Here is a 16,650-nt window from a genome sequence, read left to right as displayed (position 1 = left end):
GTTTTCTGGGAAACCTTTCGGCGCCTCGGGCGTAGCGTTGGCTGCAGACATTCCGCCAGAGGACCGAGCGCGATGGAGCCGATGAAGCCCATGGAACCCATGAGTTCGGTGGAGCCATTGAAGGGCTTGAAGCCCTGGTGGCCGCAGGTGCTTGGCCAGCCCTCGACGAGCGGTGGTCAGAACGGCATGCGCTACGCGTTCTTCCCCGACAAGCAGCGGCTCCTCGTCGAGATCGACGGCAAACTGGCCACCTACGATAGCGGCGACCACCGCATTAGCGGTGTCTCCCAGCCGAACGGCCGGGCACCGAGCTTCTCCACCCAGGATGGCGACGTGAATGTGAACTATCTCAAGGTCGTGGGTTGAGGTAGGCTCCGGGGTCGAGGATGCGCCGCACCTCACCGTAAGGCTGCGCTTACTCTCAAACAACCTGCAAGCAGACCTCACGAGGGTCCGAGAAGGTGGAAAGCGGCGGATCAGTAGGTGGAGGCTGAACCGCTGCTTCGCGCCATAAGCGGCCTTTTGAACAGGGCCCTCGAAATGGCCGCTTAGCCTAGGAAAGCTGCCATTGGCATAGAGCGGCAAGTCTCGGCGTGGGATACGCGTAGCGCTACGCGTACCCGTTACGCTTTACGGGCGCCCAGCGTCGGGGCGCCCGGGTTGGTCATCCGCGCATCCTGCGCAGAAAGGCCGCTTCCCGGCGCGCCTGGGCGTCCGCCGAGGGGGGCTGACCAGTAGGGCAGCAGGCAATCTTGCGCCTAGGATGAACCCTGTCCACATCCCGGCTCGTAGTTCCATTGCGGCTACCTGACAGGTCCGGGGTGTGCTTGGCGTGCCTGATGCCAAGAGTCGCGGGGATATGACAGGTGCAGGGTGCCGGGCGGTCTGGCGCGTGGCCGTAATGCATAGCTTCGGAGGGGCGGACAGATGTCTGACTTGGCGAGCAGCAAAAGGCCATATATCCCGCTTCGCCTGCGATCGGGTGAGGCATCATACTCATACTTGTATGCGATCCTCGATATATCCGGCGCCGAAGTCACAGATGAAATCGTTCTGCACGAAATATCGCATATTTTGACGTATGCTGGTTCCGATTTCGGCAGTGTCTTGGCAGGAAATTATCTGGTCAACTCCGGGACTGCTCAGGCGGCTACGAAGGAGGAGCGGATAAAAATGGATGCACAATACCGTTTCTTTGAGGCGGTACCAGAAGCGCTGCGGTTCCTTGAACTGCCAGTATCTAGGGGAATGCGGCCGAACGTGGCCGCGGCGAAGCTGCTGGCAGAGACTGTTAGACAGTATTCAAAAAATCTCGGGCCTATGTGGGCTTTGGCTTCTCTGAATGATTTTGGTGGGATCCCACCAAAAGGAGACTTTAAGAACCTACCGCAGCCATCGGAAATGGAGATCGCAACAGCGATCATCCACACCGTGATGGATCTCGTTGTTGTGCGGGGTGCTTTTGAAAGTCCAATGTCGGCGTTAGAGACGTTGCATTCGAAGCTGATGGGAAGGGAAGGTGTCCTTATCCCTCATCCCGGCGACACGCTGCGAGGCCACATACGAGAGATCCTGAACTATGGTCAGCGTGATATGGTCGAACTACCCTTCGATCATATAAATCTGGCCCGTGTGCTGCTTTCATGCAGCCAAGATACGCTCGAAAGATATCTCGGCCTACTGCCACCACTGGTTGGAATTGAGTTTCTAATCGAGCTTCGCCCCAGCGGACCTGCAGTCGTCATATTTCCCTATCAATCCAGCAATGCCGACGATGGTTTGTCGCGATATGTCAATCGGCGTCTACGCGACCGAGCAGCGAGATACTCTTTAGAGATGCGTCTGCACGATTTGTACGCTAGTTTAGTACCAAAAATTGATGGAAAGCCGGTGATTGCCAACCATCAAGATCCTGCCTCTATGTACATTTACGCCTTTATGTCGTTGAAAAGCTTTTTTCGCGAGCTATTGAATTTTTTCAGGGCGTTACTTTCAGAATTAGAATTTATGTTTAACGGCCCACACTACGAGGAAATTTTACAGAAACTTGAGGTGTCGGTCGATAAATCGGTGAAAATCTATATTGAGGCTGCTTCTTCTGCCCTGGCATTGCCATCTTTGATGGATATGATGGCGTCATATGATTTGGTCTCTCTTAAACAAGTGGGCTCCGACGTCCTGCTGATCCGACCGAAGCGAGGATGCTGAAGATGGCCAAAGTATTGCTAAACATCGATGAGCTCCAAATTATCGCCGAAAGTGTGCAACTTGAGTTTCTGGGTGGCGATCCCATTTCCCTCCAGCAATCGAATCAAGTTCTCGACGCAGTCCAGAATGTCTATGACCGCCTCGTGGATGGTCTCAAACTCGTATCGGAGCAGGGGCAAGCAGCGATTGCTCGAGCAAGAGATCAAGTTGTGCAAGCTTGGGATGAGTGCAGTTTGGACTTAAAAAATAAGTCAGGTGAAGCATTGGTCCTATTTCAGAATATGGTTGGAAGTCTAATTAACAAAATGATGGAAGCACTTGTTGGATCTGCTCCGACAAACCTCGGTTCTAATCCAGCTTTCGCCATTGAGACGATCAAGTTTAAAATGTCTTTGGCCGTTTCTCCGTCCGTCGGTCTTGCTGCGCAGGAAGTCTTAAGACTCGCAGCGACCTCTGGAGCTGACATAGAGTTTACATATAAAATAGTGGCGGCCGATCAGCCTAGTAAAGAATGATGAAATTTTTTGCGGCCAAAAATTTTGAGCCGTTTCGAAAAGATAGACTGCCGAAGCTCTTTGGGGGTAAAATTCGCATCGTCGGCTGGAATTGAAAAGCCGGCATCTCGCAAGCCGGAGGCCTCCAAAAAACTCGCGGTTTGAAGGGTTTCGTGGTGTGATGGCGTCGGCGGTCTGTGAGCTGCTGCGATGCGCGGTCAGCCCGGTTTTTTCGACGTCGATGAGCGTCTGAAGGATCTTTCGGCCAAGGGCGACGTGCTGGAGCGGTTGAGCCGCATCGTCGGTGTCGAGCTGTTCCGGGACGACCTCGTGCGTGCCGTGCCTCGCTCGGACGGGTCGAAGGGGGGGACGGCCGCCGTTCGACCTTGTCTTCATGTTCAAGGTGCTGATCCTCCAGGCCAGCCACTCGCTGTCGGACGAGCGCACGGAGTTCCTGATCAAGGACTGGCTGTCGTTCATGCGCTTCCTCGGGCTAGGTGTTTGATCCCGCGATGCGGTGGTACGGTTGACCACCATGCGGCGAGGGATGCGCTATGGGCCAAATTCTCCACGGCAGCGCCCGCACGACGGAGGCGGTCCGTCGCGCAATACAGCTACGTCAAGAGAGTGTGAGAGCGGCGGCCAAGCGCTACGGCGTCAGCCCGACGACGATCCAGAAATGGCGCGGACGGCAGTCGACGGCTGATGCCGGCATGGGGCCGAAAGAAGCTCGGTCGACGGTCCTGACACAGGAGGACGAGGCGACTATCGTCGCCTTCCGTCGGCATACCCTGCTGCCGCTGGACGACTGCATCTACGGGCTGCAGCCCACGATCCCGCACCTGACCCGCTCGTCGCTGCACCGATGCCTTGAGCGGCACGGCATCAGCCGCCTGCCCGAGATGGAGGGCAACAAACCCAAGAAAAAGCGCTTTGCCGATTACCCCATCGGCTACGTCCACATCGACATCGCCGAGATCAGGACGGAGGAAGGCAAGCTCTACCTGTTTGTGGCTATCGACCGAACCTCGAAGTTAGCTTTCGCCAAGCTGGAGACGGAGGCCAACCGCTACACCGCTTCAGACTTCCTCCGGGAACTGGTCGCGTTCGTGCCGTACAAGATCCACACGGTGCTGACCGACAACGGAGTGCAGTTCCGCCATGCCCCGCGCAACCGCTCAGGCCCGACAGCCCTCTACAGCCGGCACATGTTCGATCGCGTTTGCCACGAGCACGGCATCGAGCATCGCCTGACCAAACCCAACCATCCGTGGACCAACGGTCAGGTCGAGCGGATGAACCGCACCATCAAGGACGCCACGGTCAAGCGCTACCACTACGAGACCCACAAACAGTTCCGGGCGCATCTGCATATGTTCGTCGACGCCTACAACCATGCCCGTCGGCTGAAGACCCTGCGCGGCCTCACGCCCTACGAGCATGTCCTTCAGGTCTGGACCAAACAGCCCGAACGCTTCAGGCTCGATCCGTCACGCCACATCCCGGGACCATACAGCAACGCTTCAGTGCCCAGAGTGGCCGCGCGCTTGCGCGAACCCGGCCAGAGAGATTATCTCAGGTGACGAGCCAGGCCGTCCGAGGAAGATGACAGCGGTCGTAGTCACCGCAACCTGCAAGGTGCATTGAAGGAGGTAGTCTTGGCTTATTTTGATGACCTCATTGGACAAATTGACGCCGTAGAGGCCGACGGCTCGAAGAGCCTGGCTCAAGTTTATGAAGATGAGCTCCAGGAAAGGGTGCTGGCGTTCGGCAATTCTGTTCAGTCGTCGCCGAGCCGCGTAGGGGTAGCGGACTGGCTTCGCTTGTTCGCTCGCCTCTCCTCGCTCTCCGTCGAGGCTCCCGCCGAACTGACTGCCCGGCTATGGGACGACCACCGTGCTCTCGTGGAAGAGGCGCTCGCTGGTCTTGACGCGAACAGCCGGCGTGCGGTCGAGGAGTTCTTGGCGTCGCTCGACGATGCCGACTTGGCGCTCTCCGACTTCGCTTTCGAGCCGCCGGCCGATGTCCTCGCCGGTGACACACCGGTCCTTGCCACGTTCACGATCGAAGACTCCTTCGACGGTAGCAGGCGAAAAGTCTGGACCGGCCGCCTCACGGTCTCCAATCGTCAGGGACAAGTGGTCGGAGACTATGCCGCGACGACAGGCGGCTTCGTCGCGGATTACCGCAAACGCAATGGGCCGACCCCGCCCGGAACCTACAAGGTGAGCAACCATAGGCCGAACCGTCACGGAGCGCCCGGGATGGAGCGTGATGGCATCGCGTACTCCTTCGACCTCGTCGAAACGGACGGCACCCCAGTGTTCGGGCGCAGTGCCCTGCGCATACACCCCGACGAGGCGCCCGCTGGAACCCACGGCTGCGTCGGCATAGCGGAGGGCGCCGCGAGCCTCAGGGACTGCGAAACGAAGTTGGCGGCGGCGCTGGCCGGAGGTGCGTTTCGCTTACGCGTCATCTACGGTCCTGCTGGAGTAGGCTAGGACAGCCGAACAGCGCGGCTTCGGACCCGAGGCGCCATCTTTGCATCAGTGGTCGGGATCCTGGCTGATCGACTTCCCGTCGCCCGCGGCGAAGGGCGAGAGGGGAACTCCAGCCTCGCCATTCGCCGCGGCCGCCGTGCTTAGAATACGTACGGCAGTGGGCACCTTGCTCATGGCGCCGATAGGGAGGCCACTCGCGTGCAATCAATGCCGCTCGATGAACGCCTCGTATTCGGTGTCACCGTGGTCGGGATGCTCGCCGACGTCCTCACGGTCGAGCACCTCGGTAGATGCGTTCACACCGGCCGCCTCGTCGATCTCGCCGCGGCGTTCCGGGCTGAGCGGCTCAGCGTCCTGCGTTAAGGTAGCGGCCGCGTCGTGGAACTGCCGAACGAGGTCGAGGATGTCGTCCTTTCTGACGGAGGTACCGGGGCAACTCTTCGATGACATCTCGTTGTGGAATCGAAGCGACTGCGCGTTCAGCGCTCCTGGGCTGAGGACCGTACCGATGACGGCGACCACCGCCTGAAGCTGGGCTGCGCGCAGGACGTCTCGCCCGGCGTCAAAATCTCCGATGGTTTCGAACATGAATACGGAGCGACTGTTGTGGCCGGCGGCGCTAGCCGGCGACTGGTTCCACGGGCGGCCCGTCCAGATCGTGCCGTCGGGCGCGATGGAGACGTGCTGCGCAATGTCGGACCAGCCGTTAGTGTTCACGTGGTAGTCATGCATGGCTTTGATCGTCGACACGCCCTTGTACTGGGCATGGTTGGGACGCCAAGTGTGATGCATGTGAACCTGTGTCTTCTGCGGTGACCAAGCGAAACTCGACGCTGCTTGAACGAACTCAGCGATGCTCATCTGAACGAATGGCGGTGCCATTAGACTGCCCTCCCTTTCGGTCACGGGACTCCGGGGTCCCAAGCGGAAATGTAGTCTTGCCGCCGCCAGGGAGCTAGCGCGCCGAGCAGCGCCAGCCTAAATATTGTTTGCGGTCGTGGATAAGCGATCTCGGAGGGGCCTCATGACCGTTGACAGGGGAACAGGTTCAGCCGAGCCGGCCACGAGTCGCGCCGCGCCCACCGCACAGGCAACATCGACAGCTGATCCCAAGAAGAACCTGACCGGGTCGTTCGACCGCAACGCCACACCTCCCGCCGACGGCACGACAGATCTGGACGACAAACTCAGGGTCGAGGTGGACCTGCTCACTCTGGACACGTTGGACCACGTCGCCCAAGCGGTGGCCGCCACGGTCGTACAGGCCGTCAAGCGTGGGCCAGACGCTCTCGTGGTGGTAGCGGACGCAGCACTCGACAGCGCCTTCAAGCTGTACTGTCAGTTGTCGCCTCGCGCCGACCTTCTCGTCGCCGAGCTCGACGTCGTCCTGGGGAATCAAGCCGCGCCTGAGTTCGATCCCTTCGCGGGTGCGCTCGACATCGCTTCTGGGCTTGCGGCGCTGCTCTCCTTCTTCCGGACGGACGTCCAGTACAAGGGACGCGAGGTGACCATCGCGGAGACGGCGCTCACCGGAGCTCTGGCAGGTCACCTTCTGCGGCGTGGTGTAGCGGCGAGGACGCCGCAGCGTGCCGGGCGTTTCCAGGTGGACCCGCCGCAAAACGGTCTCTTCGCCCGTTTGGCAAAGCTGCAGGCGTTGCGGGCCAAGGCCGTCGGCCTCCAGGGTGACGATGCTCTCGCGGCTCGGGCACAGGCGCTTGCTGCCGCGGTGGATGATCTGGTTAAGGCGGTGACCGTCGGGGACGCCGACCCCTCAAAATCGTCGGTGCTCGCGCTTCTTCCGGTCGTCGACACCTTGGCCCCGGAACTCACGAGGGCCGGCGTGTACTGGTTGCGCGCCGAGGTCGTCACGGCCGGCGGAAGCTACCGCTCCACCAAGGGGCTTCTCGCGCGCTTCTTCCGCACCGACCGTCTGGCCGTGAGCGGGGGTGTCGCGGTTTCGTTCACTCTCACCGAGCCGTCGACCGGTGACCTTTCTGCGGCGGACCTGCTCTACCTCCACTCCGGCTTCCGAACCATGCCAGACTACAAGAGCGGGCCCGAACTGCGCAACGTTCGCTCCGATGGGTTGCGCAAGGATCCGCACGTTGGGCGAGAGGGCGACCAAGCTGCGCCCGCAGGCGCACCGCCTGGGGGCATGGGGGACCATCCCCCGCCCACCGAACCCGATGCGCACGGCGTGGGAGGACGGGTTCGCGTGTCGTCACCCTCCGGCGACGGAATTTAGTCCGCACACCGGCGAGTGTTCCGGCTCGCCATCGCGCCCGGCGGGGAAGCGGGACGAACCCAGCGCGCCGAGGACAACACCGCGGGAGCGAGCGCACTCAGGGCTTCGGCGGTGCGAGCGCGCGGCCCGTCTTAGGCCTTGACGTAGTGTACCTGGAGCGCAGCGACGTCCCAGTCGGATGGCGCCTCGCGCCGCCCCATCTGACTGGCACAGTCGGCGAACGGACGCTCGGTCTAGGCGAGCGCGACCTGCATGGCCCCAAACGGCTCTGACCCATCGTCGACCCTGCCTGGGTCGGGCAGCCCGAGCTGGTCGGGCGTGTAGGCGACGCAGCCGGCTCCGAAGAAGGTGCGCCCCTCCGATGGCACCTGCGTAAACGCGGAGAGGATGGTTTTGTCCTCGGTCACCCAATCCTGCGCAGTCAGGACTTCCCCCATGGCCTCTCCGGAACGGTCGAACGGAAGCTGCAAGGCGTGGCACGCCGGGCATTCTGCGAAGTTTGGAGCGCAACACCAGCACTCCTTTTCCTTGAACGGGGAGGTTTCTTCGCGGTAACCTCGTCTTCGAGTGGCTGGCTTCGTTCCCGGCCCGTGCGGGAGAATCGGGCACCATGGCGGCCGACGACTTCGCCATCGTGATCGGCGTGTCGGAGTACACGCAGTTTCCCGCGTTGTCCGCCGCCGAGAATGACGCCCTCGCCTTCTACGAGTGGCTGATCGACCCCAATGGCGGCGACGTCCCCCCGGCGCGGGTCGCTCGTACTGTGGTGAGCGACCTCCTGCCGGCGCAGAGGGGACATCGCCCGTTCCCGGTCAAGGACGATGTCGACGACAAGCTGACCCCCTTCATCGCGAAACAGACTGGGCGCGTCGGACGCCGCCTCTACGTCTACTTCTCGGGTCATGGCTGCGTCCCCGACGTCGCGAGCATCGCCCTCCTGATGTCGAACGCGGGGACTGATCTGCTCGGTCGCAACATCGGCGCCGAGCGCTACCGCGATGTCCTAACGGCGAGGGCTCACTTCGACGAGTTGGTGTTTTTCCTCGACTGCTGCGCGAGCGCGTCGGCGTCGGCGGAGTTGGGCGCGCCGCCGTGGCCGCATCAGAACCGACACCCGGATTTCAGCAAGGTCAGGGCCCTTGTGGGGGTCGGCACCGAGATAGGTCACGTCTCGTACGCCCCTGAGGATCCGAACGGACGCAGCTTCTTCACCGAGGCCTTGCTGGAGGGCCTGCGCGGCAAGGCGGCAGACGACAGCGGTGCCATCGACGGGGAGTCGCTGTCGCGTTGGGTGAAGGAGCGCGTGCCTGTTCTGGCGCTCAGAGCCGGCAAGTTGCAGAAACCAGACTTCCCGGTCAAAGCCGGCATCGTTTTCCGGCAAGGTGTGCAAGGCGCTCCCGCATCGCGCCTGATCACGTTCAAGGTGGCCGATGCCTTGGTCGAGCGACCGCTCACCGTGAGAGACGGCTCTCTGAAGGTCGTGCGCACCTTCGCGGACACGGGGCCGAGCCGCCGATTCCAGGCCTTGCTAACGCCAGGTCTCTACGAGGTGGAATATCCTTCGCCCGCGGGAGCCCGACAGATCAACGTCCACGTCGGGCCAAGCCTGGACCCCGCCACACTCGTCCTCGAACCGAACGTGGGCAAGATCCGTGTCTGAGCGCGTCGAAGCTTTCGTAGAACTCCGGGTGGCCGCTCCGACGCCCTCCGCCGAGCTCGCCGTCTACGACAGCAACCTGCGGCTCGACCGGTCCTCGGTGGGCGACCTCGTCGGCGAGTTCCCACCCGGATTGTACGAGGTTGAGGCACGTATCGCGAACCGCTCCGAGCGTAAGGTGGTCGCGCTCAGGCCAAACAGCGCGGGCGCGACCATCGCTGCCGAGGACTGGACGCTGACCTTCCGGTCCTCGGCGCCGCTGGTCCGCTCCTCCCTCTCGCGCGAACGCCACCGCGTCGCCGCGGAGCAGCACAGCCTCCGGCCGACCTGGGTCCGACCCGGCACGGTCGGCGACAGTCGACTGTTCCTATTCGGACGTTACGCGAAACGGGAGCACTCGACGCAGCCGGATCGGCTGACCCCGACGCGCTGGCTCCATTCGCCGGACCGCTTCTGGGAGGGACTTCGGCTGGAGGATGCGCTCGGGGAGCAGATTGCGGACTTCACCGAGGGTGTCGTTTGGGACTCAGGGCAAGGGTGGTTTGCCTTCACCGCCGATCTCCAGGCCGGAGGCTACTGCCTCGTCGGGCCCGGTCCTGGCGACGTGGCGCATCGCCTGCCCCTCTGGCTCGGTCCCGCGTTCGAAACCCACGTCTTCGTGCCGTTTCTCGACCGAGCCTTCTTAACGGATGCTGCCGTGTCGATGGCGCCGATGGGTCACGGCTTCAGGGCTGGCGCAAGGGGCTCGGACGACGGGTATGTACGCCAGGCCGTCTACACCGAGGCCCTGCTGGCAGGCCTCCGGCGCGGCCGCCCCGACCTAGTCAATCCGGATGCGGTCAGGGACTGGATGCTGTCATCGCACTTTTCGTTCCCCTTCGCCGGTCTCGTCGCCGCCAACGCGCTCCTGTCCCAAGAAGACGCCGAGCACCGGCTCGTCGGACCCTTGGTCGGGAATCTGCGTCGGCTGCTCGGCCCGCATCCCGACGTTCTGGCGCTCGAACTCGCCCTTGGCGTCTCTCCCTCTGAACGGTTGAGTTTTCCGCCGACGCTGCGCCTTTCCTTCGAAGTTATGTCCGAACGCGCCTCGGAGGTGGGGGGGCCGGACCTCGCCCCGACGAAAGAACTCCTCGAAGCGGCGGCTAATGCCCTACCCGGGCCCTACATGGTCTGGTGGCGCGCGGAGCCCGACCTCGTTGACCGCTTCGGGGCGATGGCGGTCGACGTCTTCCGGCACGTTGCCACGGGCCGCTTCTTCAGTCTGTTTCCCCCGCCGGTGCCGAAGCGGGTCGAACGCCTGTGTGAGAACTTCGCCGCATTCATGGAATGGCTCGGGCGGCAGGACACCCGAGCCCTCGCACGCGATCTGAGGCTGCCGGCAAGCTTAGTCGATGACGCGAAGAGGCGCCTGGACGAGGTCGCTCCCGCCGCAGTCCGGGTGCTGAGCATGCTCGCCGCGGAGGCCGATCGCGACAGCCCGGCATTCGGGCTTCTCGACCGTGATGTCCTTCCGCGCCTAGTCGAGCGCATCGTCCCTTACCTGACCGGCCTAGGCGTTTCCCCGACCGTGGGCCGCCTTCTTGCGCAGGGCGTTCATCTGTGGCGGCTGGAGGAGGGGCGCGATGAGACCCGAGAAGTGCGCGCCGCTCGAGCCCGCAAGGGCCTAGAGCTTTGGGCCGCGAAAGCATACCGGGCGGGCGTGGCCCTGAGACGGCGCGGTGACGAGGCTGGCGAGCAGAGCGCACAGCTGCTGACGGCAGCCCTCTCAGGCCTGTCCGATGGAAGCCTTCCGGCGATGGCCTTGGGCGTCGGCGACCAGGTTTTCGCAGCAACGAATGAGGGTGCACGCTGGTTCGGCGACCTCGACGTCAGGATGATCGTGGCGACCGTGGAGGGGTTCCTCGTCGAAAGCCGAGAGACGGGGCTTGTGGGCCGCACCAGCGAGGTGCGCCTCGCCGGTCGCCGCGCAGGCCTCCTGCGCCTTCACTGGGGCGGGGGCGAGGCTTGGAGCCTGGGCGTTGTGCCCGTTTCGTTCGACGTTCGCGACGACGAGGAGGACGAGTCGACGGCGGACGCCGTAATTGAGCTCCACGACCGGCTCGAAGCGCTGCTCGCGAACCTGGATGTGCCGTCCTCAACGAGGCTCGGCGCTCTCACGAACTTGGATGACGACGACGTCCGTAGGCGGGCGAAAGTGGCTTGCGACATCGTTCTGGCAACCATCGCAGCCTTCGGTCGGGCGAACGGCGGCGTCCTGGATGCGCCCGACCGAGAGGGATGAGCCCGGAGCCCAACGGCGAGCCCTACGGCTCCGAGTCAGGCGCTGAGGAGCGCGGCCACCGCGGCCTCGCAGTCGATGACGCCGTGCCCCACGCAGTTCGGCGGTCCCGACAGCTCCTTGGCGGTGCTCCGGATAAGGTCGCCGATCTGTTCTGGGGTCAGGTCAGGTTTGAGGGACAGCAAGAGGGCCGCGAGGCCGGCGACCTGGGGGCAGGCGCCGCTGGTGCCCCACCACTCCATCACCCGCCGTCCCGCGCCCCAAACGATCTCGCCGAAGGTGGGTGCGACGACGTCCGGCTTCGGCAGCTTCCCCGACCATTGGCCAGGACCGCGGCTAGAATTCACGTGCGGATTCGGCAGCTTCTGGTTGGCCCCATCCCGGTCGACAGTCCCAACGGAGATCACCCGTTCGTGGGAGTTGACGCCCCAGATGGTACTGGGGCCGTCCGCGGTTGGGTCGTGATTGCATAGTCCGTTAGCGTGGTTGTTGCCTGCCGCGAAGACCACGGTGATGCCGTTATCGATGGCGAGAAGGACGTTACGAAGGTAGGGATGATCCTCTTCAAGCCTCGGTTCGGGGTCGCAGCGATAGAGGCCGTAGCTGTTCGAGATCACCAGGGGTCCCGAGATGATGCCGCGCCGCTTCGCGTCGATGAGTTCGTCGTAGATGGCGAAGATGTCGGTCGCGTTCAAGTTGGAGCGCGCGGCGACTAGGGTGGCTTGCGGGGCGACCCCATCGTGGCGCCCGCCGTCCGATTGCGAGCCGCAGGCGATGGCCGCGCACATGGAGCCGTGTCCCTTGGGGTCCTCCCAGTGCTGGCCCTTGAACGCGCTCTGGATGTCCAAAGACGACCTGCGCGCTGTCGCGAACTCCCCGAGGCCGCCGGCGACGCCAGTGTCGATCACCGCGATGGTCACGTTGCCTCCCTTTGACCTCCCCCACGCCGCGGGCGCATTCACCTGATCCATCACCTCGGCTAGGCCGCCCACCTCCAGCATGGGATGAGCCGCGTCCTCCGGTTCCCAATAGCGCGCTCCCTTCGGCACACCCTCGATCCCGTCCAGCACGGAGAACTGCACGTCCTCGTACAAAACGGCGCCCTCCTGGGTGAGCGCCTGGGCGGTCTGTGGGTCGAGGTCGGCCACGAGCACGTTCGGGTCGGTCTTCGAGGCATAGGTGGCCACGGTAGTGTCCGGTCCCATCGCGATGACGTCCTTGCTCCGCGTCATCACGCCCTGCTCCGGGGTCACGATGAAATATCTCATGGCCCATCTCCCGGCTGCGACGGCGCCCGTGCGCCCAGCGTTGCTCCAATCCCCTCGACGTCCAATCCGCGTTACTTTTCGAACACGACGTCCGTGACCGGCAGATCGCATGTTCCTCGATTTTGAGACAGAAGCAAACCGAACCGCGTTCATCGCGCACCTGGAAGCCGAGCGCCCGGACCTCGCCTCCGTGATGAGGGTAGCCAAATCGCAGCCGGTGATCACCTTTTCAAACCTTGCGGAGGCCGACGCCGATTGGCTACGCTGCGAGGTCAGCACCTTCGGTAGGGTCTTGGGCGACGTTCGGTTCGAAGCCCGATGACAGGCCGGTATGGACCCTCCCGACCCTTCGCCGTCGAGCCGGCCTTGCGAAGCGCCGAGAGCTCGCGGTCCGACGAGAATGAGGGCCGCCGTTCCGGGTGCGCCCGCAGGCCCCGGCGCCCACTGACAGAGCACACCGGGCGCAGCCCGCGCAAAACAGCTCGGCCGGCAGCGGCGACCAGTTCGGCGCGGTTCTGCTAGGCCATAGCTGCGCTTCGACGGCCGGTCCCCGGACGCGGGCTCCCCGCTCCTCGATGCGGCCGAAGCCGTCGAGGCTTGGCCCTGGGTCAGGCCGCGCTTCGTTTTGGCCGGCCCGATGGTCGATGGTGGAGCCGTCCCGGTCCGCTCGTATATGGAGGGCAAGGCGCACAGAGCTTACGGGCTGGAAGGTCGACCGGCGCTGGTGCTGGTGCGCCCTGACGGCCACATCACCTTCCTCGGCGCCGCCGACCGGGCCGACCGACTAGTCGCTTACTGCCGGAAGAATTTTAATACTGGACTCGTATTCTCCACGAGCGCGTTTGTCGCCACTTAAATGCGCGGAGGGCCCCAGAAGGAAGGGGCCGGCCCGACAGTGTTGGTCCGGCACGCCATCAGAGCCCGATCAGCCTTAGCGCTCCACAACGCTCAAGCCACGAACGTCCGCTTCTGGGGACGATTGGGAACAGCTGCTACGACCGAGTTGGGCGCGAGACGGAACGTCAGCTTGCGAGCGGCGAGCTAATCTCCGCTTGCCACCCCATCCGGACCTTCAGGGGCCGCAGCTTGAAGGTCCGCTTGGGGTCGAGCCTGTGTGAAAACGCAAAGGCAGTAGAAGGATCTTCCCTCACACGCCCTGGGCAGCGCCGACATAGGCATCCTGATGGCATGACGGCTGCCAGCCAAGATGCTTGAATGGCTGCAGCGCAGAAGATTGTTCTAAGATTTCGGCGCGCGCCTGAGTTTTCACACAGCCTCGGTCAGGAGTTCGCGCGCCGATTGTTCGGCTGTGCGCCATGAACAGGCCTTCGATTGGATCGGTCGCAAGGGCCACCCGCTGCCACAGAGCAGACGTTCAGGAGACCCAAAACAGCAGTCTGCCCGACGATCGCAATCAGGCTGACCTGACCGGCTGGCTTTGGACCGGGCTGATTGAGAGGATCAGCTAGGACCGAAGGAGTCGGATATGCGGCGAGGTCAGAAGACGAGCGCAGAGCAGGTGGTGCTGAAGCTGCGCCAGATCGAGGTGCAGACCGCCCAGGGCAAGAGCTTGGCGCTGGCGTGCAAGGAGGCAGAGATCTCCCGTCCGAATCGAGCAGGGTTGTCGACGCAGGTCCGGTAGGTCAGCGCCACGACCGGCCCGACGCCGGGCGCGGTCATCAATCGCCGGCAGACCGGGTCGATGCGGACTTGGTCCAGCAGCATCTTGTGCAGCTTGGCAAGTTGGGTCCGTAGCGCCGTGCGTGCCTCCAGCAGCGGCAGGACCACAGCCGCGACGAAGGGCAGATCGAGCACGAGGTCACGCACGCGCTGCTCGAACCCGGCAGCCCCCACGACACCGACCTTGAGGCCGAAGTTGCGCAACTGGCCGCGCAGGTCGCTCTCGATGTCGTAAGCCTTGCGCTGAAGCAGCTTGCGGGAGGTCAGGAGCAGGCGGCGTTGCTGGCTAGCCGGCGTTTTGACGTGAACCGGTTTGAACAGCCCGACCCGCATCATCTGGGCTATGCCCATCGCGTCGTTGCGGTCGGTCTTGTTGATGCGTGCCGAGAGGGCAGCATGCATGTGGCGGGTCTCGACACAGATGGCCGGCAGTCCGGCCTCCACCAAGCCGGCGTAGAGCCATGGCGAGAGCGGCCCCGCCTCCAAGCCGACACGCGCATAGCTGTGGCCCAGGTCGATCAAGTGCCGGCCAATCACCTCGGGGTGGCTCTCGACGGTGGCGCGGTGCACGACCTTACCATGGGGATCGACGATACAGATCGCAGTCTCCTTCACGGAGACATCGAGGCCGACGTGGTGCTGCTCGCTCATGGTGGGGCTCCGGGATTGGATTGAAGCGCCATCATGCCGCCGCTTCCGCTGCGCGAGGCACCCCGAATACCCCATCTAGCCCCCGAGCGACGCCGGCAGGCGGGGGATGCCATCCAGGAGAAGTATGGTCTCTCGGAGCGTCACGCCTGCCGGATCGTCGGTCAGCACCGCGGCACGCAGCGCTACGTGCCCACCGTGCCGGCCGACGAGGATGCGCTGACCCGCGCCATCATCGCTCTGGCGTCCGAGTACGGGCGCTATGGCTACCGCCGCGTCACCGCGCTGCTGCAGGCAGCGGGCTGGCAGGTGGGCAAGGACCGGGTTCAGCGTATCTGGCGTCGCGAGGGGCTGAAGGTCCCCAGCCGACAAAGACCCCGCAGCCGCCTGTGGCTGAACGACGGCTCGTGCGTGCGGCTGCGTCCGCTCCACCGTAACCACGTCTGGAGCTTCGACTTCGTGCAGGCACAACCACGGGCCGCTGCATCTGCGGAGATGCTGACTTCAGGGCTATTTATGAGGCAAAGTACTCATCTGCCCACCGTTCAGCGAAGTGAGTCTACCGGTGGAATTCGTGCGGGTGTTGCCGGACGAGACGAACCGAACTCGAAGTTGCCGCAGAAACTCAATCATGTGCGTTATTTCCAGTACATGCATCGATGATAAATACTGCGAACTGAAGCATAGAATTAGCCTACGGAGCCAAAGAGCAGGCTGATTCGAAGCATAGGACTGCATATCAGAAAGGGCGCGCAGCGATTGTTGAGCGCCCTTTTATCTAAGATCTTGTCGCTACGATATTTTACCAAATGGCCATGCTCCAGCGTTCGACCGTTACGACCGGTCTGCGCTTCTCGATCCAACGCTCGCCGAGGTCGTCGGTCGTTGCTGCATCCGCCTGAACGAACAGGACTGCTGACGTCGATCTGAGCCAAAGCCGATAAAGGCGGCCTGTAGGATCTGTGGTGGCCGTCGCCCCGTGATGGCTACCGAAGAGATCTGTTTCCCCTGTTCCGTAGGTATCTTCCATACCTGCCCGAGATGCCAAGCCATCGTCTCCGGAAGCAGCCAAGGCCCCTGCTGCCCGTGCAGCCAGCGCCGCCACTCCGAGCGCCAGGTCGCCACGGAAGCCGCCCCCATCCAGCGCAAGTGGTTGGTCGACCAGTTCCAAATGGTTGGACACCAGTTCGTCGAATACTGTACAAGTGAGGCCGTCGAGCTTGAGAAACCGACCGCCACGGGTCGCATCGCAACGCCCGTGCTGCGGCTGCATACCGCCGGATCGCGACCACGGCCCCAAATCCTGACAGCTTGACGACCGATGCACTCTACGCGGCGCTCGGCGCGAATGGTCTACGGCGCGGATCTTCCCTGATCTCATAAATGACGGACGTCCGCGCACTGATTTTGGATCAATCCCGGCTTCAGGAGCTCATTGAGGACGATCGGGTCACGGCGGTTCTGAAAGCGTATGCGGAGGGCACCCACGCGGAGCCGCCGGAGCGGCATCGCGACTACCTCGCGATCCAGTGACGTATGCTATGCCGTGAGCATTACCTCTGAAATGATTGCTGAGCATCGCGCAACCCAGTGATCAAGATGCCTCACGAGCACACTGCTTCAATGGCATTGGCTTCCGGCTTATCCCATCGGCACGGGCACGCCGAGTTC

General features: G+C 63.1%; 14 protein-coding genes and 3 pseudogenes. 12 read left to right on the top strand and 5 right to left on the bottom strand.

Annotated elements, in window-relative coordinates; translation table 11 throughout:
• From E4V01_RS24530 to E4V01_RS24505, 6 genes and pseudogenes are all read left to right on the top strand, one after another.
• The coding region (locus E4V01_RS24530; protein WP_245517695.1) for a hypothetical protein at positions 1–366 on the top strand (366 nt) is incomplete at its 5' end.
• A 561-nt stretch (positions 367–927) separates the two neighbouring features.
• Positions 928–2,208, top strand: a complete 1,281-nt coding sequence (locus E4V01_RS24525) for a hypothetical protein (protein ID WP_135300181.1) — start codon at positions 928–930, stop codon at positions 2,206–2,208.
• Positions 2,202–2,723: a hypothetical protein gene (locus E4V01_RS24520; RefSeq protein ID WP_135300180.1), complete on the top strand. Its 522-nt coding sequence runs from the start codon at positions 2,202–2,204 to the stop codon at positions 2,721–2,723. The genes E4V01_RS24525 and E4V01_RS24520 overlap by 7 nt, the downstream gene beginning before the upstream one ends.
• Positions 2,724–2,912: 189 nt before the next feature.
• Positions 2,913–3,204 (top strand): annotated as a pseudogene (locus E4V01_RS24515) (transposase); the annotation flags it as partial.
• Positions 3,205–3,256: 52 nt separating this feature from the next.
• The gene (locus tag E4V01_RS24510) at positions 3,257–4,285 is read left to right on the top strand and encodes an IS481 family transposase (RefSeq protein WP_245517694.1); all 1,029 of its coding nucleotides are present in this window, start codon (positions 3,257–3,259) and stop codon (positions 4,283–4,285) included.
• Between the two features lie 75 nt (positions 4,286–4,360).
• Complete coding sequence (locus E4V01_RS24505) at positions 4,361–5,203, top strand: L,D-transpeptidase family protein (RefSeq protein ID WP_135300179.1); 843 nt, start codon at positions 4,361–4,363, stop codon at positions 5,201–5,203.
• A gap of 204 nt (positions 5,204–5,407) precedes the next feature.
• Here the strand turns inward: E4V01_RS24505 and E4V01_RS24500 are convergent, their stop codons facing one another.
• A complete protein-coding gene (locus E4V01_RS24500; RefSeq protein ID WP_135300178.1) occupies positions 5,408–6,085 on the bottom strand; it encodes a peptidoglycan recognition family protein in 678 nt (225 codons plus the stop codon).
• A gap of 142 nt (positions 6,086–6,227) precedes the next feature.
• Between E4V01_RS24500 and E4V01_RS24495 the strand changes: the two genes are divergently transcribed.
• Positions 6,228–7,448 (top strand): hypothetical protein, encoded by a 1,221-nt coding sequence (locus E4V01_RS24495; protein ID WP_135300177.1) that lies wholly within the window; start codon positions 6,228–6,230, stop codon positions 7,446–7,448.
• 233 nt (positions 7,449–7,681) lie between these two features.
• Here the strand turns inward: E4V01_RS24495 and E4V01_RS24490 are convergent, their stop codons facing one another.
• Positions 7,682–7,885: a hypothetical protein gene (locus E4V01_RS24490; RefSeq protein WP_135300176.1), complete on the bottom strand. Its 204-nt coding sequence runs from the start codon at positions 7,883–7,885 to the stop codon at positions 7,682–7,684.
• Positions 7,886–8,058: 173 nt separating this feature from the next.
• Between E4V01_RS24490 and E4V01_RS24485 the strand changes: the two genes are divergently transcribed.
• Together E4V01_RS24485 and E4V01_RS24480 are read left to right on the top strand one after the other, a co-directional pair.
• Complete coding sequence (locus E4V01_RS24485; protein ID WP_135300175.1) at positions 8,059–9,108, top strand: caspase family protein; 1,050 nt, start codon at positions 8,059–8,061, stop codon at positions 9,106–9,108.
• Positions 9,101–11,386, top strand: coding sequence for a hypothetical protein (locus tag E4V01_RS24480; RefSeq protein WP_135300174.1), 2,286 nt, complete (start codon positions 9,101–9,103; stop codon positions 11,384–11,386). Before E4V01_RS24485 ends, E4V01_RS24480 begins: the two co-directional genes overlap by 8 nt.
• A gap of 35 nt (positions 11,387–11,421) precedes the next feature.
• Here E4V01_RS24480 and E4V01_RS24475 read toward each other — a convergent pair whose 3' ends face one another.
• The gene (locus E4V01_RS24475) at positions 11,422–12,651 is read right to left on the bottom strand and encodes a S8 family serine peptidase (protein ID WP_193763305.1); all 1,230 of its coding nucleotides are present in this window, start codon (positions 12,649–12,651) and stop codon (positions 11,422–11,424) included.
• 109 nt (positions 12,652–12,760) lie between these two features.
• On the opposite strand from E4V01_RS24475, the gene E4V01_RS25945 reads away from it, so the two are divergent.
• On the top strand, positions 12,761–12,973 hold the full coding sequence (locus E4V01_RS25945; protein ID WP_193763304.1) for a hypothetical protein: 213 nt from the start codon (positions 12,761–12,763) through the stop codon (positions 12,971–12,973).
• A gap of 1,259 nt (positions 12,974–14,232) precedes the next feature.
• Here the strand turns inward: E4V01_RS25945 and E4V01_RS24460 are convergent.
• Positions 14,233–14,982: pseudogene (locus tag E4V01_RS24460) on the bottom strand (IS110 family transposase); the annotation flags it as partial.
• Positions 14,983–15,057: 75 nt separating this feature from the next.
• Between E4V01_RS24460 and E4V01_RS24455 the strand changes: the two are divergent.
• Positions 15,058–15,454: pseudogene (locus tag E4V01_RS24455) on the top strand (IS3 family transposase); the annotation flags it as partial.
• 327 nt (positions 15,455–15,781) lie between these two features.
• On the opposite strand, the gene E4V01_RS24450 reads toward E4V01_RS24455, so the two are convergent.
• Entirely contained in the window at positions 15,782–16,252 is a 471-nt protein-coding gene (locus E4V01_RS24450; protein WP_135300171.1) for a hypothetical protein, read from the bottom strand.
• A gap of 110 nt (positions 16,253–16,362) precedes the next feature.
• On the opposite strand from E4V01_RS24450, the gene E4V01_RS25940 reads away from it, so the two are divergent.
• Positions 16,363–16,512 carry a hypothetical protein gene (locus E4V01_RS25940; RefSeq protein WP_193763303.1) on the top strand — a complete coding sequence of 50 codons (150 nt, stop codon included), beginning with the start codon at positions 16,363–16,365 and terminating at the stop codon, positions 16,510–16,512.
• Positions 16,513–16,650 lie beyond the last annotated feature (138 nt).

The sequence above is a fragment of the Methylorubrum sp. Q1 genome, from assembly GCF_004683995.1.
In the GTDB taxonomy this organism is placed as follows: Bacteria; Pseudomonadota; Alphaproteobacteria; order Rhizobiales; family Beijerinckiaceae; genus Methylobacterium.
The sequence above is the reverse complement of the archived record's forward strand: the minus strand, read 5'-3'. Positions and strand labels throughout refer to the sequence as shown.